Here is a 25074-nt window from a genome sequence, read left to right as displayed (position 1 = left end):
GCGAAGCGCTAGAACGCCGCCTGCAATTGCAGGAAGCCCTTGTCGTGGTGGAACGTCACCGGATAGGGCTCGGGATCGAGCTCGATGCCTTCGATTCCGGCGACGCTCACCGCGCCGAATCGGGCGATCAGTCCGAAGTAGGCGCGTGATTCGTTGCGCGTGCCATCGGTCTCGGTGAAGGGAGCGGCGCGCGTCGCGTCAACGCCGATCCGGTCGAACAGCCCACCGGCGCGGAAGGTGAATTGCCGGTTGATCACCGCGGTCACGTCGAGGTTCATCATCCGGTCGTCGCAGACCAGGATGTACTGCGTGTCGGGCGGACCGCTGAATTCGCATCGTCCCTGATAGATGTAGCTGCCCTGCACCAGCACGCCGCGCATCAGGTTCATCGGCCGGCGGAAGTAGCCTTCGGCCTGCCACTGGCGCCGGTAGCCGAGATCGGGAATCACCAGCGGGCTCACCGGAATGTCCTGATCGCGCGCCTGCCGATTCCAGCCGCGTGCGCCGAGCGTGAGCTTGCCGAGGTCGCGTTCGATCTGCCCGGTCGCGTAGGCGCCCCACAGCTCGTGGAATTCCTGATTGGCCCCGTAGAACTGGACGTACACGCTCTTGCGCGAGGAGGTGAGCCACTTGCCCGACACTTCCGCGCGCCAGTGGTCGTGGCGCGTCGCGAAGTGCAGCGCAGGCTCGTAGGGACGCTTCTGGTAGGGCTCGCTCAACTGGCCGACCTGGGTCTGCCGGAACGCCCAGAAATTGTTGAACACGTCCTCCAGCGTGAAGGTCAGGTTGAGCTGATAGGCGCTGGTGTCCGAACCGAACCCCCACGAGAACCCCAGGTCCTGGCTCGCCTTGTCGGGCATCGCCCGGAACATCACCCCCAGGACGCCCGCCGGCATCGGATAGTTGAAGTAGAGATCCAGGTACTGGTACTGGAGGATGTCGCTCTGGTTCTGCAGGTAGTTGACGCCGAGCCAGGCGCGTTGGCCCAGCGGCGCCCTCAGGCGCAGATCGGTGTCGATCAGCCAGCGCCCGGAGGTGAGGCAGCCCTGCGCGGTCCGCAGGATCTGCGGCGAGCGCGCCCATTCGTCGAGCCATGGATTGGGCGCGCGCGTCAGGAAGTGATCGATCATGCTTTCGTCGTCTTTTTCCTGATTGACGACGCTGAAGGTCGAGAACTCCTCGATGCTGGCGCGCGCGATCGCCGGCGCGATGACCAGCGTCGCGATCGCCGCCTGCAGGGCGCCGGCCGACAAGGCCAGTATTCTCGTCAGCGCGGCCGGAGGTGCCACGCCGGAACACCTCACACGGGGGCCTCGATCTCCCCGGCGCGTTGCGCCGCGTGGAGCCGCGCCACGAACGCTTCGGCGCGCCGCGTGATCTCGCCGAACTCGCCGCGCACGGCGAGTTGTGGATCGGCGAGCGCGCCGCCGAGTCCGCAGCCGATGCAGCCGGCGCGCAGGAACGGCACGACGTTGTCGAGATGGGTGCCGCCCGCGGCGAGCATCGGGATGTGCGGCAGCGGATCGCGGATCACCTGGATGTAGGCGGGGCCGCCGGCCACGCCGACCGGATAGACCTTGACGACGTGAGCGCCGGCGTCGCTGGCGGCGACGATCTCGCCGGTGGTGTAGGCGCCGGGGCAGAACATCACGCCGGCCTCGCGCGCGATGCGCGCCACCTCGATCGACAGGTTGGGCGCGATGATGAATTTCGCGCCGGCGTCGAGCGCGGCGCGCGCCTGCATCGCGCTCAACACCGTCCCCGCGCCGACCACCAGGTCGTCGCGCCCGGCGAGCTGCTCCATGACGCGCGGCGCGTCGGGCACCGAGTAGGTGACTTCGATCAAGCCTATGCCGCCGGCGGCCACCGCGCGCGCCGCGCCCAGCGCCGCCTCGGGCGAGGGCGCGCGAATCACCGCGACGAAGCGCTGCTCGCGCAGGCGGGTCAGTGCCGCGGGCTCAGGGCGAGTCGGAAGCATGAGTTGCCGGACACTAACCCCACGACCGCTGTGGCACAATGGCCGAGTCGCTCGCCCGCCTCGTCACGGAGGACCCCGCATGGCCGCGCCGCGCTTCACTCGCGTTCTCTTGATCGTCGCCGGCGTTCTGCTGGCGATCGTGCTGGTGGCGTGGGCGGCGCTGGCGATCCTGTTCCCGCCCGCGAAAGTGCGCGCGCTGGCGCAGCGGCAGCTGGGCGCGGCGCTGGCGCGCGAGGTGCGCTTCGACGACGCCTCGGTTTCGATCTTCCCGCCGGTGCGACTCCGCGTCGCCGGCCTGGCGCTCGCCGAGCCGGGCGGATTCGCGAACGGTGCCGCCTTCCAGACCCGGACGCTCAACCTCGATCTCGACGTGCTGGCGCTGATCGGCGGCCGGGTGGTGGTGCGGCGCCTCGATCTCGACCATCCGGCGCTTCATCTGGTGCTGCGCACCGACGGCACCACCAACCTCGACGGTCTCTCGAAGCCGCCGCCCGCGGGGGCGCCGCCGGCGAAGCCGATGGACTTCGCGGTGCGCGAGCTCGCCATCGACGGCGGCAGGCTGCTGGTGGACGACGTAAGGAACGCGCGCCGCATCGCCTGCGGGCTCGGCACACGACTCGGCCTCTCGAGCGAGTCGGGCGGCAAGCGACTGTCGCTGGACGGCCGGACCACGCTCTCGAATCTGGCCTTCGGCCCGCTGAGCGCGCGCAGCACCGCCGATCTCAATTCGTCGCTGGCGAAGCTCGAGTGGAAGATCGAGCACGCCGGCAAGTACGACGCCGGACTTCAGCGGCTGGCCTTGACCCGCCTGGCGCTCGAATTCGGTCGCACCGAGATCGCGTTGCGCGGCGTGGTGGATCATCCCGGACCGCAGGCGGTCGTGGGCCTCGAAGCGCAGGGCATGGGAATCGATCTCGGCGAAATCCTCGGCTTCCTGTCCGCCGCGGACACGCACCTCCTGAACGGCATCTCGGGCGCGGGCCAGCTCGACTTCCAGCTCGCCGTCCGCGGCTCGGTCGCCGGCGGCGCGATCCCGGCGGTCACCGGGCCGCTGCGCCTGCGCGACGCGCGCTTCAAGTACGCGGGCGCCCCGGCGGCGGTCGAGGCGCTCCAGTTCACCGCGAATTTCGGGGGCAATTCGCTCGACATCGGCGATCTCAGCGCACGCGTCGCGTCGCAGCCGATCCGCGCGCGACTGCACGTCGAGAACTTCGCCGATCCGAGCCTGGACCTCGCGCTGCAGGGCAATCTCGACCTCGCCGCGATCGGCCCGCTGGTGGCGCCGAAGGACACCAAGCTCGCCGGCCGCGCCGACGTCGACGTGCGCGTCCGGGGCCGCGCCAGGGATCCGGCGGCAATGAACGTGGATGGCCGCGCCAAGCTCGCCGCGGTCAGCGTCGAGACCCCGGCGTTGCCGAAGAAGCTCGAGGACTTGCACGGGGACATCGCGTTCTCGCAGACGCGCGCGCAGGTGACCGGCCTCGGCGCGCGGGCCGGCCAGTCGTCGTTCACGCTCGACGGCACCGTGGACCGCCCGCTGTCGATGATGGCGGCGCAGAAGTCGGACGGCAGTTTCCCGACGCCGGCGGCGGCGGTGAAATTCGACCTGCGCTCGCCCTACCTCGACGCCGCCGAGATCATGCCGTCCTCGGGCGGCGCGCCGGTGCTGCCCAACGCCACCGGCGGCGGCAACGTGAGCATCGGGCGCCTGAAGAACGGCGCGCTCGACGTGCGCAACGTGGCGGCCTCGGTGGCGCTTGCGCCCGCGGTGCTGAGCGTGCCGAGCTTCGCGATGGACGGCTACGGCGGAAAGATCGGCGGGAACGCGCGCTTCGATCTCACGCAGCCGAAGTCTCCGGCTTTCGACGTGAAGGCCAAGCTCGACACCCTGCAGGCCGACGCGCTGCTCTCGGCTTGGACGCCGGCCAAGGGGCTGCTGCGTGGGGTACTGAGCACCGATCTCAATCTGTCGGGAGCGGGTGGAACGCCGGAAGCGCTCAAGCGCACGCTCACCGCGGTCGGCCTGGCGGCGCTCGCCAATGGCCAGCTCGGGCCGGGCCCGGCCCTCGAGGCGATTGCGCAGGTCACGAGGATTCCCGACTTGAAGCAGATGTATTTCAAGGACGCGAAGCTGCCGTTCAAGATCGAGCGCGGCCGCTTCGTGACCGACGCCGGCCACCTCAACGGGCCCTACGGCGAATGGCTGATCGCCGGCGGCGTGGGCTTCGACGGCGCGCTCGACTACGCCGTGAGCATCACGCTGCCGCCGAGCGCCGTGGCGGCTCTCGAGGCGAAGTCGGCGCTGGCGGCCGGGGCGCTCGCCGACGATCAGGGCCGCATGCTGCTCGATCTCAAGGTGGCGGGCTCGGCCAGGGCGCCGCGCGTGACCTGGGATACCGACGCGATGAAGGCGCGGCTCATGGGCCGGGCTTCGGCGGCGATCGAGGAACAGCGCACCAGGCTCGAGGCCGAGGCGCGCGCGGCACTCGTCGACAGGCAGCAGGCCGCGGCCGAGAGCGCGCGCGCCGCGCTGCAACGGCTGCAGGGGAGCGCGGCCGACAGCGCGCGCACGCGCATCACCGACGTCTTGAAGGGGTTCTTCGCGAAGACCCGGAAAGACTCGCTCGCGAAGTAGCTGCGAAGATTCTCGAGCGAGCCCCGCACCCCCTGAAATCCTGGAAATTGGACGCAACCCATTGCGGGGCTTGCGGACAGCTCATTTTACCCGCTCCAGAGCGGGCCAAGCCTCAGTTCTTCCAGATCTTCTCCCACCACTTGGGCTCGGCGACGGCGAGGTCGGGTTCGCCGCTCGCCGCCATGCGCGCGCGGATCGCGCCGAGATCCCAGCCGGTGAGATCGGCCAGCGCCCGGGCTTCCTTGGCGCGGCGTTCGTTCAGCTGGCGCTGGTAGTCCGCGGCCGCCGGGCAGCTCAGGTCGCCGGCCCACGGGTGGCGAAGCACGTAACGGCCCTGGAAGTTCTGGGTGTCCGCGGTCTGCTGGAACACCAGGTCATCGGGAAAGTGCGCGCGATCGTAGCGCGCGTGCAGGCGCGTCATGAACACGCGCGTCGCGCCGTTCGACGCATCGTCGAGCCAGAACACGCCGAGCTTCTGCAGCTCGTCGTTCGACAGCGGCGGGCTCGCGCACGGATCGCACCAGCTCATGTCCCAGGCGTATTCGGTGAAGACCACGGCCATGTTCTCGCGCTCGACCTGATGAGCGAACATCGCGGTGTAGAAGCGTGGAAACTCCTTCTCGACATAGAGCGGCACATCCATGTCGGACGGCAGCTTGACGTTGCGGTAGTTGGCGGTCTCGACGCGGCCGGCACGGGTGAGCGCGTACACCAGCAGCTCCTGCTCGCCGTCGGCGTTCACCATGCCGAGCCGGATCGGCAGCATGAAGCGCGGCGATTCGAACGCCATCTGCAGCGGACGGAGGTTGACGACGCCGAGCCGTTTCTGCTCGCCCAGGTTCACCTTTGCGACGAAGAACTTCATGCCCTGTTTGAGATAGATGCCGAGCACGCGCGAGGCGCCGGCCGGCAGGCGGTAGCCGTGATCGATCAGCCAGCGCTCGAGCCCGCCGCTCTCTTTGGCCGAGAGAATCAAGATGTCGTACTCGCCGACGGTATAGCGCGCCTCGATCGTGACGCCGCGCGCCTGATCCCGTTTCGCCGCTCCCACCGCGGCCGGCGCGTCGGCGGCGCGCGACTTCAGCGCCTCCATCTCGAGCGCCACCGGCGCGCAGGGATTGGGATCGAAGTACTCGACCAGCCGCGGCGCCGAATAGGCGTCGAGGTGATCGATCACGGTGCGATCGCCGACGTGGATCTGACCGCGCTCAAGCACGGTCGGCACCGGCACCACCAGCGCGAACTGGCTGGGCTCGCCGCGGAAGTCGTTGGCCATGGTGAGCACGGTGCGATCACCGTCGCGCACCATCACCACCTGCGATGCGCGGTTGAAGAGCTTCGCGTCGCCGCTCGCGACGTAGAAGCCGCAGAAGGCGTGCGCTGGAGCGACGGCGAGGACGAGAACCAGCGCCGCGACCAGGGTGTCAGGCGCGTGCCGGAACCAGCGTGGGAAGCGAAGCATGAGAGCCCCCTTTCGAGTGCGAGGAGTTCGCGTCCCTGCGCCATGCGTGGCGCGCTCCCGGCAGCCAGCGATCGAGCAGCGGAACCAGCGGAGCGCAAGCCGCCAGCGACCAGATCAACGCGTTGGTTCGATAGAGCGCGAATTGCACCACGCCCGCGCCGACCGCCACCGCAGTCACGAAGATCAGTCGGCCGAGACGGGAATCGGGTGTGGTCCTGGGGTCGGAAATCATGAAGAACGCGAACAACAGCACCGAGCCGTTGCTCAGCACGTGGAGCGGCGCGGCCCATGGCTGCCCGAGCCAGGCGGCGCGACCGAACAGCAGCGCCGCCCAGGCACCCAGGAAGCCGAGGCTGACGTCGGCGCGTGCGGCGCGCGTCACCACCAGCGAACCGAGCGATCCGATGGCGAACCCGACGAGCGCCGCGTGGCCCCACTGCCCCGCCGACACCCAGATGCCCTGACGGAGCGCCATCATCGCGGCGAGCCCAAAACAGGTGGGGTTGAACAGGTGTTTGCCGTTGACTCTTATGAAGAATTTGCTGAGCACGCTGAGCGCGCAGGTCGCGACCGCCAGCGCCGCCGAATCGGTGCGCAGCAGCAGGCACAGCCCGGTGCCCGAGATCAGGGCGCTGCGCCACTCGAATGGTGCCGGGCGCACGAAGCGCGAGCCCAGCCATTGCGAGGCGAGGCAGGCGCTGATCGTGAGCCCGGCGCGCGCCGCGGTGACCTCGAAGTCGAGCGCGGCTAGCCCAAAGAGCAGGAGCGCCGCCTGCACCGACATCTGGTAGTGGCGGGGGTCGGCCGCGAACGCGCGTGCGAATCGCACCGCCGCGTCGCGCGCCGCGCCGGCGAGGTCGCGGAGCGTCATGCCGCCTAATACGCGGCGTCCGCCCGATCTATTCCGTGCGTCCTACCAGGGGAGCGGGACCGCGACCGGGGTCGAGGCGTGCTCCACTTCCTCGATCCACACGCGGAGCAGCTCGCCGGCGGCGATCGCGGAATGGACGGCGCCGGCGGGGCGGCGATCGGCCAGTCGGAAGCGCTCGGGAATTCGCCACGGCTCGCCGCAGCGAACCAGGGCGTGACGCAGCGCGTCGAGATCGGCGCGAACGCGCGCCTGGGCCTCGGCGCTCCGGCCGCCGACGCGCAGCCGTGCGGTGTGGAAGGCGCCAAGCCATTCGGTCTCGACTTCGTCGTCGTCAGGAACGGGGCGCAAGCCGAGTGGCGTGGCCAGCTCGCGCTCGATGGTCGCGAGCAATCGCGCCGGGCGATCGTCGGCGAGCAGTGAGCGCGGCAGGCTCGAGGCCAGCACCTGGGCGGCGCTCAGGCCGGCCACCGGCTGTTCATCGCGCAGGGTCTCGAACAGGCAGCCGCGCGAATCGTCCCACAGCGCCTCGTTGAACCGCCGCTGGTGCTCGTGCGCCCACGCCAGGTAGAACGCGCCGTTCTCGCGCCGGCCGGCGAGCCGGGCCAACTGCGCCATCGCCACCAGCGCGTAGGCCCACAGCGCGTTCAGGGCCGACGGCTTGAGTGTCGCGCCGTCGCGGGTGACGGCCAGCAGGCCGTCGGAGTCCACGGCGATCCCGTAGTGCGTGCCCGAACGGTAGAACTGCATCACGCCCTCGAGCGCCGGGAACAAGACGTCCCGCGCAAACGCCGAATCCTCGCTGCGCCGCGCGTAGAGCTCGGCCGCCGCGATCAGCCACAGCGAGGGCTCGGGCGAGCCGTAGGCGGGGGTGCCGTCGTCGGCATGGAACGATTCCGGCGCGACCCCCTCGTTCAGGTACTCGAGCACCCCGAGCAGCACGGCGCGGGCCGGCTCGAACGCCCGCATCGCCAGCAGGCCGGGAATGCCGCGCAGCGTCGACGCCACGCGCTCACGCGGCGCGGGCAGTCGGTCGAGCAGCGTCAGACGCCGATCGCGTCGCGTGAGCCCGACGAGCAGCCCGCGTGCGAGCGACACCGTCCAGCCGTCGCCGGCATGCACCAGCGGCTCGGCCTGAGGCGCGTTGCCGTTGGGGCCGGGCTCGGCGTCGCGCGCCGCGGCTTCCGACCCGCTCGAGCCGTGCGCGGAGGCGGCCTCGCGCGCGGTGTGCGCGGCGCCGGCGAGCGTGGCGCGAGTGCGTTGCGCCAGATCCTCCCGCTCGGTCTGCTCGATCATCGCCACGCAGGCGGCGAGGGTCGGCGGAGGCGGCGCCCCCAGCCGATCCTCGCGCGCCAGCGTGCGGAACAGCTCGGGCTCGTCGGCGAACACCAGATGCAGGTGCGAGCCGGGCGCCAGCGTCGCCTCGACATGGCCGGGGACGAATCCGGCATCGCCGAGCGTCGGATCGTCGTCATGCAGGTAGGAGAGGCCGCTGCGCCACAGCTTGGCGGGCAGGAATGCCCCGTTGTGCCAGAGGGTGAGCGACGGCCCGCCATCGTCGAGCGCGAGATGCACGCGCCCGGGGACCCCGCCCGCGACGCCGGGAACATCGCGCACCCGCTCGAGCGCGTGCGGGGCTCGCCGCGCCACGATCGGGGCCACCATCAGGCGCGCGTTGTGTCCGCCGAGATGCCGGTAACGGATCGCCACCGCGTTGTGCCCGGCGATCGGAATCAGCGCCTTCTCGATCGTCACGCCGGCGGCGACGAAGCGCCAGGCCGGCCACGGATCGGTCTCGAAGGCCTCGAGCGTCGAATCCAGCAGCCGGCAGCCGTCGGCGAGGAAGCGATGCGCGGAGAGCTCGGTGGTGTTGCCCCGCACCTGCAGACGCTCGTCCAGTCGAAGCAGCAGCGTGACGAGCCGGCCATGGGGGGAAGCCGCGACCAGCAGGGCCTGGGTGCGGCGCGTGGCGATGTCCGCGGCGGTGCCGGCGGAGTAACCGCCGAGCCCATTCGCCATCAGCCACTCACGCGCCAGCCATCCCTCGGGGATGCTCCGGACGTCCTGTCCTGTGCGCATGCCGGCGCGAAGATAGCACGCGTCCAGTGGATAGAGCAGAATTTTTTCGGCGGGGCGGTGGTGCCGACCGGCGGCCGCGCCGAGCGCCGCCGTTGCCCACCGCCACCCTGCCGGCGCGCGAATCGCCGGGCGGGTGCCGGGGCGCCGACCTCAGAGCGAGCCTACAGCTCGGGCGGCCGCTTCAGCACCGCCGAGAGCGGAACCAGGTCGACCCCGTCGAGACGCTTCGGATCGAGCGACTTCTCGAGCCACCCGCGGCTGGTGGCGGTGGCGCGCAACCACACCACACGGGTTCCGCCGGGCGGCGTGTTCTCGACCAGATGGCGCCAGGCCCGGTCGAGCCCGGCCGGCTTCTCGGCCCGTGCTTCGCCGTCGAGCACCAGGTCGGGCTCGGCGTAGACCACGCCGAGCTGTGACGCCAGCGGGCGGCACACCGCGCCTGCGACCGGCGTGAGATGAATGAACGGCAAGCGCTCGCGCCGCAGCTCCTCGTACACCGCCGTCATCACCGTCATGTCCTGGGTGGCGAGCGATCCCATGAGATTGGCCACCGCCACCACCGGCCGCGCCTGCGCGATCTCGCGTCGCACCTCGCTCGCGATGCGCGCCGGCTTCATGGTGACGAGGATCGCGCCGGGCCCGGGGCTGACCTGAGGATAGTTGATGGGCTCGAGCGGCAGGTGGAGCACGACTTCGCGGCCGCGCGCGTGCGCCTCGTGGAACAGGGCTTCGCTGGAACGGGTGTCGGGCGGCAGCACCACCGCGAACGGACGCGGGATCGCGAGCGCCTGCTTCGCCGTGGCCTCGTCATCGCCGAGTCCGTACAGCACGATCGCGATGCGCGCCGCGTGAGCCTCACTCTTCTCTTCCGGCCGCGCCGCACGCGCCAGCAGCAGTTCGTGAGTTCGATCGCGGCCCACACCCACCACCAGCGTCAGCTCGGATCCGCCGTGCGGCGTTGGACGCTCGCGCCCCGAGAACACCCGACCGCCGCCCTGGGCGACGGCTACGCTGATCGCACGGTTGGCCTGGATCAGCGAGGCCTCGGGCGCGATCCCGATCCGCCAGTGCACGCTCGTGCCCGAACCGCGCGGCGGCTCCTCGCGCACGCTGTCGCGTGGCACGTTGACCGCTGCCAGCCCTCGCCGCACGTCGCGCGAGAGGATCTGGGTGAGGCGTGAGCGATCGCCGAGGCCGAGGCTGCGCGCGATCAGAATGGCGCCCGAATCCGAGCGCAGATAGCGGACCAGCTCGCCGCCGAGGAACAACAGGAGGGCGCCGGCGAACAGGATGAAGAGCAAGCGAGCGTCGGCGGGCGCGGACTTCTTTCGGCGCTTGGGGCTCATCGAGGAGTGACCGCACGTTACGGAGCCTCGGCGGGGGCGTCAACGCCCGGGGCGATGGTCCCGAGCGGGCGAAACGCACGCCGGCGGGGCCCCCACCGGTTGGCCGGTCCGCGATTTTTGCCCTTCCCTGACACGATTCGAAGAGTCTGATGACAGGCTTTTCCTCGGTTCGGCCGATCTTCCCCTTGAGCGGCGCCCACCCCGGGCGCGGCTGGCGTGCCTGGAGGTGCCTCGTGAAGCTAGTGCGACCCCTTGTTCCTGCTTTCACCGTGCTCGGCCTGTGCGCCGGGGTCGTCGCCGCGTTCGCCTGTGACCAGCAGAAGGCCCAGGGTGCCGGCGCCGCCGCCTCGAACACCGCCTGCTCGGCTTCGGTCTGCCCCCATGGCGCGAAGGGCGCCTCGACCGCGGCCATCACCGCCGCGTTCGACCACTGCTCGGGAAGGAGCGGAGCGTCGGCCACCGCCGCGAGCATGTCGGGCGGCGCGTGCACCGGGAAGAACGCCGCGACCGCCGGCGCGAACTGCTCGGCGCACGCCGCGACCGCCCAGCACATGTGCTCGGGCGCGAACGGCGCCACCGCCAGCGCGCAGCACACTACCTGTACCTACTGCCACGATCTCGACGCCTGCGAGCAGGAGATGCGCAGCCTCGGCGCGGTGGTCCAGGTGGTGCCGCTCAAGAATGGCGTGATGTACGTCTACACCACCGATCCCGCGCGCGTGCGGGCGGTCCAGTCGGCAATGGCGCGGCACAAGGAGGCCGGCGTCATGTTCGCCTCGGCCGGCGAGGACGCCAAGCTCTGCGACAATTGCCGCGCCCTGCGCGGCGCCGCGGCAAGCGGTAAGCTCACCCGCGAGGTCGTCAACATCGACGGCGGATGCCTCACGCTCATGACCTCGAACGATCCGGCGGTCGTGGCCAGGATCCACGAGCTGGCCGGAGTGAACACGATCCGCGCCAAGAGTTGATCGAGGGTCCCGGTTTTCGGGCCGGCTCGCTCGCGCGGGCCGGCCCGATTTGCTGATGGCGACTTCCGACTCGATGAATCCGGCAGCCGAGAGCGCCCGCCGCGCCGCACTCGAAGCGGCGCTGGCCGAGGCGCGCGCGCGATCGGGTGCGCCCGGCACGGCGCCCGAGGGGGCGCCGCTGCGCGAGCGCATCAAGAACGCGCTTGCCAACATTCCGTTCCGCCGCCGCGTGCTCACCGCGGTGTTGAGCGCGGTGGCGATTCCGGCCGTGATCCTGGCGGGGCTCGCCATCTACCTCACGCAGCGCGTCACGCGCAGCGTCGAGACCGACAGTGCCACCTACGACTCGTATGTCGGACAGCAGGTCGCCGAGGCATTCGAGCTCGAGCTGAACTCACATCTGCGCGCCGCGCTCGAGCCGGTGGATCCCGCGATTCGCGCCGGTGCCGATCCGGGGCTGGCGCTGGCGGCGGTGCCGATGAACGGCGACGGATTCGCGGGCTGGCATTTCGTGCCGGTGTCGGAAGTCGAAGGGCTGTCGGTGCTGCTGGTGGAGTCCCAGGTGCTGGCCTACGCGCCCGGCGAGGGGCATCGGCGCGGCCAGTACTTCGTGGGCTGGCTGCTCCGCAACGGCACCAACGACATCATCGGCGCGGGCGGCTGGTGGGTGGACCCCGGCGTGTTCATCCAGCGCCACCTCGATGAGGTGGTGCAGGAAAAGATCCCGGCCGACGAGCGCATCTACGGCGGGATCGAGTCGATCCGCCACGTCAGCATCGAGGTGTTCGGTCCGGGCGGCGAGCGCGTGGGCGCGGTACGCGAGCCGGCCGATCTCAAGACCGCCCGCATGGAGCGACTTTCGGGTCCGTTCGAGCGCTACGTGGTGCGCGTGGCGCCCACCTCGAGCGCCGGCGCGGCGTGGACGCTGCGCTTCATCTCGCTCGAGATCTTCATCATCACCCTGATGGGGCTGGTGATCCTGGCGGCGATGCTGTTTGGTTACCGCTATACCGTCCGGCAGCTCGAGCTCGCACAAATGAAGGCCAGCTTCGTATCGAACGTGACGCACGAGCTGAAGACACCGATCGCGCTGATCCGTCTGGCGGTCGAGACCTTGCAGATGCGCCGGTTCAACAGTCCCGACGAGAGCGAGCGCTTCCTTTCCACGATCGAGCGCGAGACCCAGAAGCTGACCCGGCTGGTGGACAACATTCTCGATCTGGCGCGCTTCGAGTCGGGACACCATATTCTCAAGATGACGCAGGTGGACGTGCGGCAAATCGCTCAGGAAACGCTGGAAAACTTCCGCCCGCGACTGGAGCATGCCGGCTTCCGGGTGGAAACCGATCTTCCCGACGGGCTTCCGCGCGTGCGGGGAGACGCGATCGCCCTGTCTCACTGCCTGCTCAACCTGCTGGACAACGCGGTCAAGTACTCGAAAGATGACCGTTACATCCGGGTGACGGCGGCCGCATCCAACGGCACGGTGCAGCTATCGGTGGCCGACCACGGAATCGGGGTGGCGCCCGGTGACCGCCGGCGCATCTTCGAGAAGTTCGTGAGAATCGATCACGGCCTGCAGCACGATGCCAAAGGCGCCGGGCTCGGGCTTTCGCTGGTGCAGCAAATCATGCGCGCTCATCACGGGCGCGTCGAGGTGACACCGAATCCAGGAGGGGGAAGCGTGTTTACGCTGGTACTGCCGGCCACCGACGGGGCGGATGCGGCGCGGGCCCACGACCGCGCTCCCGTGAGTTCATGAAGGAGGAAAACGTGACAACCGCTGCCAAGCGCGTGTTGATCGTGGAGGACGAGGAAGGTCTGCTCGATGGACTCGCTCACAATTTCCGCTACGAAGGCTACGAGGTGCTGACCGCGAAGAACGGGCAGGAGGGCCTGCGCATGGCCCTCAAGCAGAAGCCCGACGTGGTGCTGCTCGACATCATGCTGCCCGAGAAGGACGGCTTCACGGTTCTGAAGGAGCTGCGGCAGCGCCACCGCGACATCCCGGTGCTGGTGATGACCGCGCGCAACTTCGAGGCCGACATCCTCAAGGGCTTCGACCTCGGCGCCGACGACTACGTGACCAAGCCGTTCGGCATCAAGGAGCTGGTCGCGCGCGTGCGCCGTCTGGTCCAACGCGGCCCGGCCACCGGCCCGGCGCCCGGTCCCACGATCTACAAGTTCGGCGACGTCGAGGTGCGCTTCGAGCCGCGCGAGGTCTACAAGACCGGCAAGGCGGTGGCGCTCTCGTTCAAGGAGTTCGAGCTGCTCAAGTATCTGATCGAGCACCGCGGTCGCACCGTGAGTCGCGAAGAGCTGCTCGAGGAGATCTGGGGCGTCGACGAGGAGCTGGGCGTCACCACGCGCACCGTGGACACCCACGTCTCCAACCTGCGGTCCAAGCTGGGGGCGGGGTTCGCGCAGCCGTTCATCGTCGCGGTGCACAAGGTCGGCTACAAGTTCGTCGAGCCCTGATGGGCAGCGAGAGAGCAACCGATCACGTCGCTGGATTCGGCCGCTCCTCGCTGCGAAGTGTGCGCGGGGATACCGCTCGCTGGTCGCGGCCGAGCCGCCCTCTCCTCGGCGGCTCCTCGCAGCCCAAGCCGCCTCTACGGCGTGATGATGATGGAGCCGATCTTGATGCTGTCCGCCATCGAGATCGCCGAGAACCAGCCGGTGACGCCCGGCCCGGTGATGTTGGGAGTGCCGAACAGAGTGGTGTCGGGCAGGGCGTAGCGGATCGGGCCGTTGGCCGCCCACAGGTGGAAGTAGTACTGGCCGGTGGGCAGCGGGTCGTTCGACAGGTGGAGCGCGGGATCGCCGATGGCGGTTCGATCGCCGACGGTCACGGTGCCCGCCGGCCATCCCGTCACGAACACCTGCGGGGGAATCGGAAAGGTGAGCGGCTCGAACGAGCCGACGTAGATCGCGTCGTAGCCAGTGAAGCTGCTGGCGTCGTCGCTCCATTCCGCCGCGAACACCGAATCCACGATGGCGTCGTTGGAGGGTGACAGGATCCTCATGCCTCCCGGCATGAGCACCGTTGCCGACGCATCCATCGCGCCGTCGCCGTCGAAATCCAGGTCCAGCTCGTAGCTGGATCCGCGTTGCAGGCTCAGCGAGCCGCTTACCCCTCCGATCACGCCGTAGTACCCATTGCCGATGGAGGGCAGCGTCGTGACGGTGCCGCCGCCGTTCAGCTTCACGACCGCGTTGTTATAGGCCGGGAAGGTCGGCGAGGTATTGACGCGAATGCGGACGGTCGCTTCGTCTCGAATGATGGTCGCCGCGTCCCGCCCGCGGATCAGCTGGGCTTCCACGATGTAGCTCTGCGCCGGCCCCGATTGCAGCGCGAGGTTCCGCTGCACGCAGGGATTGCCGATGGTGTCGGACTGGGCGCTGGCCCCGGCGGTGGTGATGGCGCCGCCGGCGACGCGCGTGGCCACCAGTTGAATGGCGGCGTGGGGCGCGGCGTCCACTTCGTATTGCCCGAGCGAGTTGGTGGTGGTGAGCCCGCCGGGAAACGCCTGCACGTTGACGTTGGGAATCGGGGTGCCGCCCGCGGTCACGATCCCGCTCACGCATGCGGGCGTGCCATCGAGCAGCCCGGCCGCGTACCACGACAGATGATCCACGTCGACCTTGACCACCGGCACGCCGCCGATCCCCGAGCTCGCCACGGTGCCGTAGGCGAAGGCCTTCCACAGGCCATCGGTCGGATCGTAGCGGAAGCACTGGAGCGCCGAACCGGGAAGCAGCTCGGCCACGCGCGAGGCGGGGATCGGCAGCTCGAGATGAATGGTCTTGGCGAGCGCGTAGCCGTTGCCCGCGGCGTCACCGACGGTGACTTCAGCGACCGAGATCGGATCGAGATTGCCCGAGGCGTTGAACAGGTTGAGCGCCGAGATCGTGCCCGGCATCGCCATGGATTGAACCGTGGTGGGATCGAGCCCGGTGACCTGAACCTGCGCCGTGCTGCTGCTGCTCACGAATCCGGCGGGCAGTGTCACCGCAGTTCTGGAAACCGGGTCCATCACCTGGCCGCCGCTGGCCGCCGCGACGTTTTGAGTCACGCCGATCGGCAGCAGCGACAGCGTCAAGCCTTCCGCGTTGCCGGCCGAAGCCTTCAGGTTCACCGGGTGCGAGGCGAATCCGGCCTTGGAAACCGTGACGCTCACGGCCTGCTCGGCGGGGATGGTCAGGGTGTACTGGCCGAGGCCATTGGTGGTGACGTTCGAGCCCGCACCGGGAGTGGATGAGACCGTCGCACCGGCCAGCGGTGAGCCGCCGCCCGTCAGGTTGAACACCACGCCGCTCACGCTGGCGGTGGGCCCGGGCGGCGCCATTGGATTTCCGGGACTGCTCTTCTTGCTGCACGAGAGCGCGAGCGAGAAGCACAGCAAGCACGGCAAGACGAGAAATGGGCGACTTCTCAGGGCTCGACCTCCCACCCGGCACGAAAAGGCGTCGGGCCGCACCGGCAGCCCGACGCCCGATCACCCCATGAGTGTAGCCCGCCGCCGCCCGGGCCGCTAGCCGAAGCGACCGGCTTTTTCGCGTTATTGAACGTGGGCCGGGCCGCAGCCATACTCCCGGCTCGACCGATCTCTGCCCCGGAATCCGCCTTCCCCACCGGAGGTGTCGCGTGCGTCGCCAGGCGATGGTTCTCGCAGCCGCTCTCGTTTCGCTGTTCGGCCTTCCGTCGTTCGCGCGCGCGGCCACGCCGCCTGCTCGCGATCCGCAGTACGTTCGCTTCATGGGCCGCGAATTTCCGCGCCAGGGCACCGACGCCCGCCGTGCCTGGATCGCGCGGCTGCAATCGCGCGTCGCGACCGCGCGCACACGCCTGGCGGCGGCCAAGTCGGGCGCGTCGATGCCGAACCCCGATCAGGGCGGCCTGCCCTCGATCGAGTCGTGGACCGGAAACGGCGAGCCGGTGGTGACCAGCCCGATTGGCCAGGCCGAGCCGACCGGCGTCGCCGATGGATCGGGCGGCGCGATCTTCGCATTCGAGGACTTCCGCAGCGGAGCGCCCGACGTGTTCGCGAGCCATCTCGATTCGAACGGCAATTTCGTCTCGGGCTGGGACCCGGCGGGATTCCCGGTGGCGGTGACGGATTCGTTTGAAGTGCTGGTCCAGTCGTGCACCGATGGCGCCGGCGGGATGTACGTGAGCTGGAGCGTGCTCCACACCGGTTCCGGCTCGATCGGCGATCTCTATCTGCAGCGCATCACGAGCGCCGGAGCGCTGAGCCCGGGCTGGCCGGTGAATGGCAGGAGGTACGCGGTCGGCGAACTCCAGGGCTATGCCCTGCGCGCGGACGGCTCGAACGGCACCTACGTCGGCTGGACCGACATGAACCTGCAACCGTGGGTGGTGCGGCTGGACGGCTCGGGCAACGCGATCGCCGGCTGGCCGGGCGGCGGGAAAGCGATCGGCAATGCCAACAATCAGGAAATTGACTTCACGCTGGACGGCTCGGGGGGCTTCCTCTTCACCTGGGCGTCGAACGACAGCGTGTTCGCCACGCGGCTGGCGGGCGATGGCACGTTCTCGCCCGGCTGGAACGCGAACGGCGTGCTGATCTGCACCGGCTCGCTCACCAAGTTCAGCCCGGCCATCACCCGGCTCTCGACCGGGAACTTCATGCTGGCGTGGACCGACGATCGCAATTTCGACCTCGACATCTTCGCGCAGTGCATTACGCCTTCGGGAACGATTCCCTCGCCGTGGCCGCTCAACGGCGTCCAGCTCTGCGGCGCGGCGGGATTGCAGGACGGGACGAGGCTGGTGCCCGATCTTTCCGGCGGGGCGGTCGCGGTCTGGCAGGATTATCGCGGCGCCGGCACCACCAACACGTTCTACGCCCAGCACGTCACTTCGACGGGTGCGATCGCCGCCGGCTGGGCGGCCGACGGCAATCTGCTCTGCGACGCGGCCACCTCGAAGGGCGAGTTCCTGGCACTGCCCGACAACGCCGGCGGCGTGGACGTGGTGTGGGTCGACAACCGTGCCGGAAATCCGGATGTCTACGTGCAGCGCATGTTGTCGGGCGGATCGCGTCCGCCGGGTTTCCCGTCGGGCGGCGCGGCGATCGTGAACACGCCCGATGACCAGGACACGCCGTGCGCCGTCACCGACGGCACCAATGGCGTGATCAGCGCGTGGGACGACGCGCGCGGCGGGCTGCGCGTCTACGCCGGCAAGATCCTCGGCGACGGCACGGTGTCGGCCGAGGCCTCGCTGGTGAGCGCGTCGGCCGAGCCGGGACGCGTGCTGCTCCGCTGGTTCTCGCCGAACGGCGCCAACTTCGTGGCGACGCTCGAGCGCGACGCCAACGGCTCGGGCTATGCCACGCTCGCCACGGTGCGGGCCGACGGCACCGGCAACGTGAGCTACGAAGACGACGCGGTGACGGCGGGCGCCAGCTACGCCTACCGGCTGCGGGTGATGGAGAACGGCGCGTGGCGGACGCTGGGCGAAGTCCGCGTGCGCGTTCCGCAGACGCTGGCGCTGTCGTTCGGCGCGTTGCGGCCGAACCCGAGCGCGGGCCCGCTGACGACCGAGTTCACGCTGCCGGGCGCTCAGGCAGCGAAGCTCGAGCTGCTGGACGTGCAGGGCCGGCGGGTGCTGAGCCGCGAGGTGACGCTGGGCGCGGGCACCCATGTCGTGCGGCTGGAAGAGAGCGCCGCTCTCAAAGCCGGTGTGTACGTGCTGCGGCTCACGCAGGGCGGGCGATCGATCCAGACGCGGGCGGTGATCGCGCGCTGATCTCGCTGTCGCGCCGCGCTACAGGTAGTGAATCACGCGATCCGGGTTGCGCTCCTTCAACGCGCGGTACCAGCGCGCCATGGGGAGCAGCACCGCCGCCGTGACGACGAATGTCAGCGCGTAGCGCGGCACATCGGCCTGGCGCAGGTACGGCAGATGGAGCAGCGCGCGCGCGCACACGAACGTCACCAGCAGGTGCGCGACGAACAGGAACAGCGGAGCCTGTCCCCAGGCGATCAGCCAGCGGCCCGCCGCAAGATCCTTGATCGCGCTGCCCAAATCCAGGAAGCCGCCCAGGGCCAGCAGGCCGAACGAGATGTTGAACGCCTCGTAGTCGAGTGACGGCGGACCCTTCTGCATGATGAACAGCGCCTGCACCCCCTGCGCCGGCCGCCATACGTTGACGCTGCCGAGTCCGGTGAGGCGCGCCGCCAACCACACCGCGAGGCAGATGCCGGCGGCCAGGTAGTACGGCCGGCCGGTGAGCCAATCGCCGCGCACGAGGCGCCGCCCGAACAGCAGTCCCATCGTCATCAGTCCCATCCAGCCCAGCACCGGGAAGGTCACCACCGGACGATGAACCTCGTCGAAGGTCACCAGCAGGCGGGCCGGGAACGCGAAGCTCTCGAGCGTCGCGGTCGGCACCAGCCGGATCAGCGCCGCATAGCCCACGAACAGAATGGCGGTGACGGCGATCAGCGGCCGGTCGGGCAGCCGCCGCAACGGGATCATGAGCAACAGCGCGGTGGCCAGGCACGAGAGCAGCTCGAAATCCACCACCGCGTGCGGCGCGTGCAGCGGATTCCACTCCCACGACACCAACACCATGTCGATCAGATAGAGCGCGCCGGCGCGAATCAGCAGGAAGTCGTCGGTCGCGTGCTTCCAGCGCTCGCGTCCCGCCATCAGTGCCACGCTCAAGCCGCCGACGAACCAGAAGGTCGGCGCCGAGACGTTGGTGAACAGTCCGGCGATCACCCAGCCCGGCCCCCACAGCGACAGCGGGCGGCGCGTGTAGCTCTCGGCCGCCACGTTGACCTTGGCGAAGAACGCGGCGTGGTCGAGCAGCATGAGCAGCAGCGCGAGGCCACGCGCGGCGTCGACCGCCGGCAGGCGCTCGCGCACCGGATCGGGGGCCGGGTTCAGCGCTGCGACCGCCGGCGCCGATCGGGCGGGGGCGCCGCTCACGAAGCTGCCGCGTTGGCGAGCCGCGCGAACTCGTCGAGCGTGAGGGTCTCGCCGCGGCGCCGTCCGTCGATGCCGGCCGCGCGGCACAGGCGCGCCACGCCCTCGCGGTCCAGATCGAGCGAGGCTTCCAGCGTGTTGGCGAGCTGCTTGCGGCGCATCTGGAACGCGCCGCGAATAATGCGGAAGAGCAGCGACTCGCTCGCCACCTCGACCGGCGGCTTCGCGCGCAGGAAGAATCGCACCAGCAGCGAATCCACCTCGGGCCGAGGCCAGAACGCCGACGCGCGCACGTGGAGCAGCGGCTCCATCAGGGCGTGGTAGCGGGCGAACAGCGTGAGCGCGCCGTATTCGGGAGTTCCGGCCGCGGCGCTCAGGCGCTCGGCGTATTCCTTCTGCACCAGCAGCACCGCGCTGCGCACGACCGCGCGCTGCTCGAACAGTCGCTCGAGGATCGGCGTGGTGATGTTGTAGGGAATGTTGCCGACCACCACCAGCTGCTCGACGCCGCTTCGCGCTGCCAGTGCCGCGAGATCGAACTCGAGGAAGTCGGCGGTCACGATCTCGAGGTTGGCGATCGCGGCGAGATCCTCGCGCAGCAGCTCGGCCAGGCCGAAGTCCTTCTCGATGGCGACCAGCCGCCGGACGCGCCGCGCAATGCGCTCGGTGAGCGCGCCGGCGCCGGGACCGATCTCGACCGCGACCTCGTCGTCGCGCAGATGGCAGTGCTCGACGATCCGATCGGCGAGATCCTCGCGCACCAGGAAATTCTGGCCGAAGCGCTTGCGCGGCGAAAGTCCACGCATGGCGAGCGCGTCCTTGACGCGCGTCACCGCGCTGCCTTCCTGTGCGGCCCGTTCCCGGATATAGCGCGACGGGCGGCCACGGCGCGGGTCGTGGGGGCGAGGCGCGGACATGCGCCCGAGCCTAAGGGGCGGCGCGACGGTGGCCAAGCGCGTTTCCCGGGAAGCCGCCCGAAAGCGCTTCGGCCGCGATCTCGCGGGCGTAAGGGTCGGCGTGAGCCTTCGCGGCTCGCTGCAGCGCGTGGCGGCCGGCGTCGCCCAGCTCGAACAGCGCGTAGGCGGCGTGCCGGCGCACCCACCAGGCCCGGTCGTCGAGCCGCGCGGCCAGCGCCATGACCGAATCGGGGTCACGCAGCAGTCCCAGCGCTCGCGCGGCCTGGGCGCGCACCTGCCAGGCTTCGTCGTCGAGCGCGCTGCGCACGCGCGTCGCGTATTCCCGGGCGCCCAGTGTTCCCAGGGCGCGCACGGCCGACACGCGCAGGTCGCGCCACTCGTGGCCGAGCGCCCGCGCGATGAGCGGCACCGCGGGGAGGTGGCCGCACCACGCCAGGGTCTCGATCGCCGCGCGCTCCATGCGCCTCGTCGCGACGCCGCGCTGGAGCGCCATGAGCAGCACCGGTGCGGCGCCGCGGCCGAACGACTGGAGCAGCGCGATGTGGAGCTGCGGCGAGCGATGCTCGATCACGCTCGGATGCGCGAGCAGCCACTCGAGCGCGCGGCGATCGCGCGCGCGGCCCAGCGCCTGCGCCGCCGCCAGCGTGACGAATTCGGGGCCGGCGCCCATGGCGCGGCGCAGCGCCCGCGAATGGCGTCGCGCGCCCAGCGTGCCGAGCCGGCGCGCGGCCCGCTCGCGCCGCCACGGCGCGTCGTCGCGCAGGGCTCGGCGCTCGGCGCTCACGTGGCGCGAGTGGTCGAGCACGCGCTCGAGCTCGCGGCGGGCCCGCGACGTGAAACCGTCGAGCGAGGCGTCGAGCGCGGCCCAGAACGAATCGGGGTCGAGGCCCGCCGCCGAATGCAACAGCTCGCGGCCGCCGAGCTTTCGCTCGAGGTAGACGTCGAGCTGATCGCGGAACTCGGCCTCGCGCTCTCGGGTGGCGCGGCGGCCGAGCCTGGCCCCGGCGCGGGCGACCAGGAATCCGCCACCGATCGCCAGGGCGAGAGTGAGAAATGCGAGCAGGACCTCGACGCCCTGGGAAAGCTGGGCCTGGGACATGCTCAGTTTTCGGCGAAAACCGGGGCGAGCTTGAGCCGGGGGCGGGCCGTGAAACCGGCGCTAGTGCCGCACGAACTCGCCGGTTCGATTGGGGGGGAGCTCGGTGCCGCCCGGCGTCACCGGCACCACGCGCCAGCGGCCGGCACGCGCCGAATCCGGCAACACCGCGTGCGCGGGCGCCGAGGTGTCGCGCACGATCGCGCCGGCGAGGAGGTGCATGGACAAATCGTAGACCTCGAGCCGGTAGACATCGGCGCGCGGCTCGCGCGGCCAGGTGAAGCGCGCCAGCGAGTCGGTGACGTCGAGCGCGTTGCCGTCGATCGCCGGCTCGATCGGGCGTGGCACCGGCCGCAGCACCGTCCACGCCATCCAGCCGGCGCCGATCGCCACCAGCACCACCGCCACCACGATCGGCCAGCGCGTCACGCGATCGTTGCTCACGATCCCACCTTCCCCGGCGCCACGGGCGCGCCGCCGATCGGCAATCGGAACAGATCGAGTGCGTTGGCGGTGGTGACGCGCACCACTTCCTCGGGCGTCCAGCCTCGCAGCTCGGCGATCCTCTTCACCACGCGCGTGAGCAGCGCCGGCTCGTTGCGCTTGAGCGTGCGCGGCTCCGGCTCGAGATAGGGCGCGTCGGTCTCGAGCACCAGCATCTCGGCGGGCGCCACCTTCACCGCCTCATCGAGCGCCGCGTGGCCATAGGTGACACAGCCGCCGAGGCCGAGCTTGAAGCCGAGCTTGCTCGCGCGCTCGGCCGCCGGCGGGCCGTCGTCGAAACAGTGGAGCACGCCGCCGGCCTGCGGGCGAGCCGCTTCGAGAATCGCGAGGGTCGGATCGAGCGCCGAGCGCTGGTGGATCACCACCGGCAGGCCCTTCTCGTCGGCGATCGCGAGCTGGGCGCGGAACCACTGCTCCTGACGCTCGCGTGGCGCGTAGTCGCGATAGAAGTCGAGTCCGGTCTCGCCGATCGCCACCACGCGCGCGTGTCCCGCGTGATCGCGCAGCGAGGCGCGATAGTCGTCGGGGACGCGGCCCGATTCGCTGGGGTGAACGCCGACGCACAGGAAGAGATCGGGGTGCCGGGCGGCGAGCGCGTGCGCCTCCGGAACGATCTTCGGTTCGTGCGCGATCTCGACGAAGGCGCGCACCCCCGCGGCATGGGCGCGCTCGATCACCGCTTCGCGATCCTTGTCGAAGCGTTTGTCGCAAAGGTGGCAGTGAGTGTCGATCACAGCCTGCATCGTGGGCCGCGATCGGCGCAGCGTCAAGACCCCGGACGCGGCTCGACGCCTCGCCCGGCGCGGCGTAGCCTCGGCGAATGAACGTCGGGGAAACGCCGGCCGGCCGCGTCACCGAGGCCGCCACCGCGCTATCGCGCGCGCTCGACCGCAACGACTACGCGACCGCGTCCGGCCTGATCGCCCCGGGCTGCGTGTACGAGGTGCGCGGCGAGCGCGTCGAGGGCTCGGCCGCGATCATCGCTTCGTACGCGGGCAGCAATCAGTGGGCGATCGAGCATCTCGACGAGGTGCGCTACGAGAGCGTGGTCGAGGCGCCGCACGGCGACACCGCGCCGGTGCTCTACACCGATTACCTGATGAAGGCCGGCGCCGGCTGGCACCGGCATCGCTGCCGCCAGCATCTCACCGTGGGTGCGGAGGGGAAGATCGTCCGCATCGTGCACGAGGATCTGCCCGGCGAGGTGGAAGCGCTCGACGAATATTTCGCCCGCTGTGGGATCGAGCGGTAGCGCGGCGGAGTCGCCGTGCCGGGTCAGGTCTCGGCCTTGACCTCGATCTTCGGGAACAGGATTTCGACCGCTCCCAGCGCCGGCTCGCCGAGCGGCTTCCGCCCGTACGCCGGTGCGGCGGCTTCACCGCGCGGCTCGCCCGGATTTCCCGCCAGGCGCAACTGCGACCACAGCGCCTCGCTCTTCTGCGGGATCACCGGCCAGGTCCACAGTGCGACCAACCGCAGCGTCTCGAGCAGCGCGTTCAACGCCGTGCCCAACTCGGCGCGGCGCGTCTCGTCCTTCGCCACCACCCACGGCTTCACGCGCTCGACCAGTTCGTTGGCGCGCACCACCGGCGCCCACGCGGCGGCCAGCGCATCGTGCACGCGAATCTCCTCGAACGCCGCCGGCACCTCGCGGTGCGCGGTCTCGGCCGCCGCGATCAAGGCGCCCAGCGCCGCGCGGGCCTCGGGCTCGCGCAACGAGTCGGGCGCCCAGTCGGCGGGGCGCACGCCGTTGAGATACCGGTGCACCATGGAAATGCTCCGGCTGGCGAGATTGCCGAGCTCGTTCGCCAGCGCCACGTTCACCAGGTCGACGAACTGCTCGAGCGTGAACTCGCCGTCCCGGCCGGTCGGGAACGAACGCAGCAGATAGAAGCGCAGCGCGTCGGCGCTGTAGGCGGCGGCGAGCTCGACCGGATCCACCACGTTGCCGAGCGACTTCGACATCTTGCCGCCGCCGCGCGCGTAGATGAAGCCGTGGACGTAGATCTGGCGCGGCAGCGGCACGCCGGCCGCGAGCAGCATCGCCGGCCACAGCACGCAATGGAACCGGCTGATGTCCTTGCCGATCAGATGGAACGCGTTGGTGAACTGCGGCTGCGCGGTGCCGGCCCACGCCGCGCCGGGACGGCCCTGGCCATCCAGCTCGGCGAATTCGTCCTGTCGCGCGGCGCCCGGGCCGCCGACCTCGTTCTGCTTCGCGAGCCACCACAGCGAGAACTTGCGATCGGGCCAGCCCAGCGCCGAGAGGTAATTGAGGAGCGCGTCCGGCCACACGTAAGCGGTGTGGCCTTCGCCGCCCTCGATCTCGGGCGGCAGCGGAATCCCCCAGCTGATATTGGGGCGCGAGAAGCTGATGTCCTGCAGCCCCTCCTTGATGACGTTGAGCACTTCGTTGCGGCGATAGTCGGGCTGGACGAACTCGGGATGGTTCTCGAGGTGCTTGAGCAGCGCCTCGTCGTACTCCGAGAGCCGGAAGAAGAAGTTGGTCTCCTTGATCTTCTTCGGCGGCACCTGGTGGATGAGACATCGGCCCCGCTCGTCGAGATCCTTCTCCTGCTTGAAGGCTTCGCAGCCCTCGCAATAGAGACCCTCGTAGTCGTTTTCGAACAGCACCGGCAGGCCGCTCTTCGGGCTGCGCGCGTCCTTCAAGCGCACGAACAGCTCCTGCACCGCCATCTCGTGACGCTTGTCGGTGGTGCGGATGAACTTGTCGTGCGTCAGCTCGAGCGCCTTCCACGCCGACTGGAAGGACGCGACGATGCCGTCGACGTAGGTCTTGGGGGGCTGGCCGAGCGCGGCGGCGGCGTTGGCGACTTTCTGGCCGTGCTCGTCGGTGCCGGTCAGGAAGAACGTGGCGTCGCCGCGCTGTCGGTGGTAGCGCGCCAGCGCGTCGGCCAGCACCTTTTCGTAGGCGTGGCCGAGATGCGGCTTGCCGTTGACGTAGTCGATGGCGGTGGTGATGTAGAAGCGTCTGGGCACAGCTGTCTCCAGGAAAAAGCGGTCGGAGAGTATAGCGAATCGCCGGGCGGAGGTTTTCGATGCGCGGCGGATTCGGCTGAGCTAGATTGCAGCCCCGTGACGCCCGCCGCCCACGACCCGGTTCGCCGCGCCAAGTCGCTGGCCGGCCTCGTGCTCGCTACACTGTCGCTGGCGGTCCTGGGCGCGACCGCCCCGCCGCCCGGCCCTGGCGGTGGGCACGCGGCGCCGAGCAACACGGCCGCCGACGTGGCGGCGGCGCGC

At 70.1% G+C, this 25074-nt stretch carries 19 protein-coding genes; 6 read left to right on the top strand and 13 right to left on the bottom strand.

Annotated elements, in window-relative coordinates:
- Positions 1-8 precede the first annotated feature (8 nt).
- On the bottom strand, positions 9-1289 hold the full coding sequence (locus VMJ70_02895; protein ID HTO90056.1) for a hypothetical protein: 1281 nt from the start codon (positions 1287-1289) through the stop codon (positions 9-11).
- 11 nt (positions 1290-1300) lie between these two features.
- Complete coding sequence (gene eda, locus VMJ70_02890) at positions 1301-1978, bottom strand: bifunctional 4-hydroxy-2-oxoglutarate aldolase/2-dehydro-3-deoxy-phosphogluconate aldolase (GenBank protein HTO90055.1); 678 nt, start codon at positions 1976-1978, stop codon at positions 1301-1303.
- A gap of 79 nt (positions 1979-2057) precedes the next feature.
- Here eda and VMJ70_02885 point away from each other — a divergent pair, with 79 nt between their 5' ends.
- Positions 2058-4613 carry an AsmA-like C-terminal region-containing protein gene (locus VMJ70_02885; GenBank protein ID HTO90054.1) on the top strand — a complete coding sequence of 852 codons (2556 nt, stop codon included), beginning with the start codon at positions 2058-2060 and terminating at the stop codon, positions 4611-4613.
- 112 nt (positions 4614-4725) lie between these two features.
- Here the strand turns inward: VMJ70_02885 and VMJ70_02880 are convergent, their stop codons facing one another.
- The 4 genes from VMJ70_02880 to VMJ70_02865 all read right to left on the bottom strand — a co-directional run bounded on the left by VMJ70_02880 (position 4726) and on the right by VMJ70_02865 (position 10368).
- A complete protein-coding gene (locus tag VMJ70_02880) occupies positions 4726-6075 on the bottom strand; it encodes a DUF2330 domain-containing protein (protein ID HTO90053.1) in 1350 nt (449 codons plus the stop codon).
- The gene (locus VMJ70_02875) at positions 6038-6946 is read right to left on the bottom strand and encodes an RnfABCDGE type electron transport complex subunit D (protein HTO90052.1); all 909 of its coding nucleotides are present in this window, start codon (positions 6944-6946) and stop codon (positions 6038-6040) included. The genes VMJ70_02880 and VMJ70_02875 overlap by 38 nt, the downstream gene beginning before the upstream one ends.
- Positions 6947-6988: 42 nt before the next feature.
- Positions 6989-9022 carry a glycogen debranching enzyme N-terminal domain-containing protein gene (locus VMJ70_02870; protein HTO90051.1) on the bottom strand — a complete coding sequence of 678 codons (2034 nt, stop codon included), beginning with the start codon at positions 9020-9022 and terminating at the stop codon, positions 6989-6991.
- 161 nt (positions 9023-9183) lie between these two features.
- On the bottom strand, positions 9184-10368 hold the full coding sequence (locus VMJ70_02865) for a divergent polysaccharide deacetylase family protein (protein ID HTO90050.1): 1185 nt from the start codon (positions 10366-10368) through the stop codon (positions 9184-9186).
- 233 nt (positions 10369-10601) lie between these two features.
- Here VMJ70_02865 and VMJ70_02860 point away from each other — a divergent pair, with 233 nt between their 5' ends.
- Genes VMJ70_02860 through VMJ70_02850 form a run of 3 tightly spaced genes read left to right on the top strand, consistent with a single transcriptional unit; the run spans position 10602 to position 13814 of the window.
- Entirely contained in the window at positions 10602-11336 is a 735-nt protein-coding gene (locus tag VMJ70_02860) for a hypothetical protein (GenBank protein ID HTO90049.1), read from the top strand.
- Positions 11337-11391: 55 nt separating this feature from the next.
- Positions 11392-13098, top strand: coding sequence for a HAMP domain-containing sensor histidine kinase (locus VMJ70_02855; GenBank protein ID HTO90048.1), 1707 nt, complete (start codon positions 11392-11394; stop codon positions 13096-13098).
- Between the two features lie 11 nt (positions 13099-13109).
- Positions 13110-13814, top strand: a complete 705-nt coding sequence (locus VMJ70_02850; protein HTO90047.1) for a response regulator transcription factor — start codon at positions 13110-13112, stop codon at positions 13812-13814.
- A gap of 134 nt (positions 13815-13948) precedes the next feature.
- On the opposite strand, the gene VMJ70_02845 is transcribed toward VMJ70_02850, so the two are convergent.
- Positions 13949-15685: a carboxypeptidase regulatory-like domain-containing protein gene (locus VMJ70_02845; protein HTO90046.1), complete on the bottom strand. Its 1737-nt coding sequence runs from the start codon at positions 15683-15685 to the stop codon at positions 13949-13951.
- Between the two features lie 299 nt (positions 15686-15984).
- On the opposite strand from VMJ70_02845, the gene VMJ70_02840 reads away from it, so the two are divergent.
- The gene (locus tag VMJ70_02840) at positions 15985-18111 is read left to right on the top strand and encodes a T9SS type A sorting domain-containing protein (GenBank protein ID HTO90045.1); all 2127 of its coding nucleotides are present in this window, start codon (positions 15985-15987) and stop codon (positions 18109-18111) included.
- A gap of 18 nt (positions 18112-18129) precedes the next feature.
- Here the strand turns inward: VMJ70_02840 and VMJ70_02835 are convergent, their stop codons facing one another.
- The 5 genes from VMJ70_02835 to VMJ70_02815 are packed head-to-tail and all read right to left on the bottom strand — an operon-like array spanning position 18130 to position 22547.
- Entirely contained in the window at positions 18130-19299 is a 1170-nt protein-coding gene (locus VMJ70_02835) for a heparan-alpha-glucosaminide N-acetyltransferase domain-containing protein (protein ID HTO90044.1), read from the bottom strand.
- The gene (rsmA, locus tag VMJ70_02830; GenBank protein ID HTO90043.1) at positions 19296-20213 is read right to left on the bottom strand and encodes a 16S rRNA (adenine(1518)-N(6)/adenine(1519)-N(6))-dimethyltransferase RsmA; all 918 of its coding nucleotides are present in this window, start codon (positions 20211-20213) and stop codon (positions 19296-19298) included. The genes VMJ70_02835 and rsmA overlap by 4 nt, the downstream gene beginning before the upstream one ends.
- Before the next feature lie 10 nt (positions 20214-20223).
- Positions 20224-21312 carry a HEAT repeat domain-containing protein gene (locus tag VMJ70_02825; GenBank protein HTO90042.1) on the bottom strand — a complete coding sequence of 363 codons (1089 nt, stop codon included), beginning with the start codon at positions 21310-21312 and terminating at the stop codon, positions 20224-20226.
- A 60-nt stretch (positions 21313-21372) separates the two neighbouring features.
- Positions 21373-21753, bottom strand: a complete 381-nt coding sequence (locus VMJ70_02820) for a hypothetical protein (GenBank protein HTO90041.1) — start codon at positions 21751-21753, stop codon at positions 21373-21375.
- Positions 21750-22547 carry a TatD family hydrolase gene (locus tag VMJ70_02815; protein HTO90040.1) on the bottom strand — a complete coding sequence of 266 codons (798 nt, stop codon included), beginning with the start codon at positions 22545-22547 and terminating at the stop codon, positions 21750-21752. The genes VMJ70_02820 and VMJ70_02815 overlap by 4 nt, the downstream gene beginning before the upstream one ends.
- 86 nt (positions 22548-22633) lie before the next feature.
- Between VMJ70_02815 and VMJ70_02810 the strand changes: the two genes are divergently transcribed.
- Complete coding sequence (locus tag VMJ70_02810; GenBank protein HTO90039.1) at positions 22634-23065, top strand: hypothetical protein; 432 nt, start codon at positions 22634-22636, stop codon at positions 23063-23065.
- A gap of 23 nt (positions 23066-23088) precedes the next feature.
- On the opposite strand, the gene VMJ70_02805 is transcribed toward VMJ70_02810, so the two are convergent.
- Positions 23089-24813: a class I tRNA ligase family protein gene (locus VMJ70_02805; GenBank protein ID HTO90038.1), complete on the bottom strand. Its 1725-nt coding sequence runs from the start codon at positions 24811-24813 to the stop codon at positions 23089-23091.
- Positions 24814-25074 lie beyond the last annotated feature (261 nt).

Source organism: Candidatus Sulfotelmatobacter sp., from assembly GCA_035498555.1.
Lineage (GTDB): Bacteria > Eisenbacteria > RBG-16-71-46 > RBG-16-71-46 > RBG-16-71-46 > DATKAB01.
The sequence above is the reverse complement of the archived record's forward strand: the minus strand, read 5'-3'. Positions and strand labels throughout refer to the sequence as shown.

Bases quoted from the DNA above. Each gene is read 5' to 3' on its own strand.
- eda (HTO90055.1), bottom strand. From the start codon at position 1,978: ATGCTTCCGACTCGCCCTGAGCCCGCGGCACTGACCCGCCTGCGCGAG.
- VMJ70_02885 (HTO90054.1), top strand. From the start codon at position 2,058: ATGGCCGCGCCGCGCTTCACTCGCGTTCTCTTGATCGTCGCCGGCGTT.
- VMJ70_02880 (HTO90053.1), bottom strand. From the start codon at position 6,075: ATGCTTCGCTTCCCACGCTGGTTCCGGCACGCGCCTGACACCCTGGTC.
- VMJ70_02875 (HTO90052.1), bottom strand. From the start codon at position 6,946: ATGACGCTCCGCGACCTCGCCGGCGCGGCGCGCGACGCGGCGGTGCGA.
- VMJ70_02870 (HTO90051.1), bottom strand. From the start codon at position 9,022: ATGCGCACAGGACAGGACGTCCGGAGCATCCCCGAGGGATGGCTGGCG.
- VMJ70_02865 (HTO90050.1), bottom strand. From the start codon at position 10,368: ATGAGCCCCAAGCGCCGAAAGAAGTCCGCGCCCGCCGACGCTCGCTTG.
- VMJ70_02855 (HTO90048.1), top strand. From the start codon at position 11,392: ATGGCGACTTCCGACTCGATGAATCCGGCAGCCGAGAGCGCCCGCCGC.
- VMJ70_02845 (HTO90046.1), bottom strand. From the start codon at position 15,685: ATGGCGCCGCCCGGGCCCACCGCCAGCGTGAGCGGCGTGGTGTTCAAC.
- rsmA (HTO90043.1), bottom strand. From the start codon at position 20,213: ATGTCCGCGCCTCGCCCCCACGACCCGCGCCGTGGCCGCCCGTCGCGC.
- VMJ70_02825 (HTO90042.1), bottom strand. From the start codon at position 21,312: ATGTCCCAGGCCCAGCTTTCCCAGGGCGTCGAGGTCCTGCTCGCATTT.
- VMJ70_02810 (HTO90039.1), top strand. From the start codon at position 22,634: ATGAACGTCGGGGAAACGCCGGCCGGCCGCGTCACCGAGGCCGCCACC.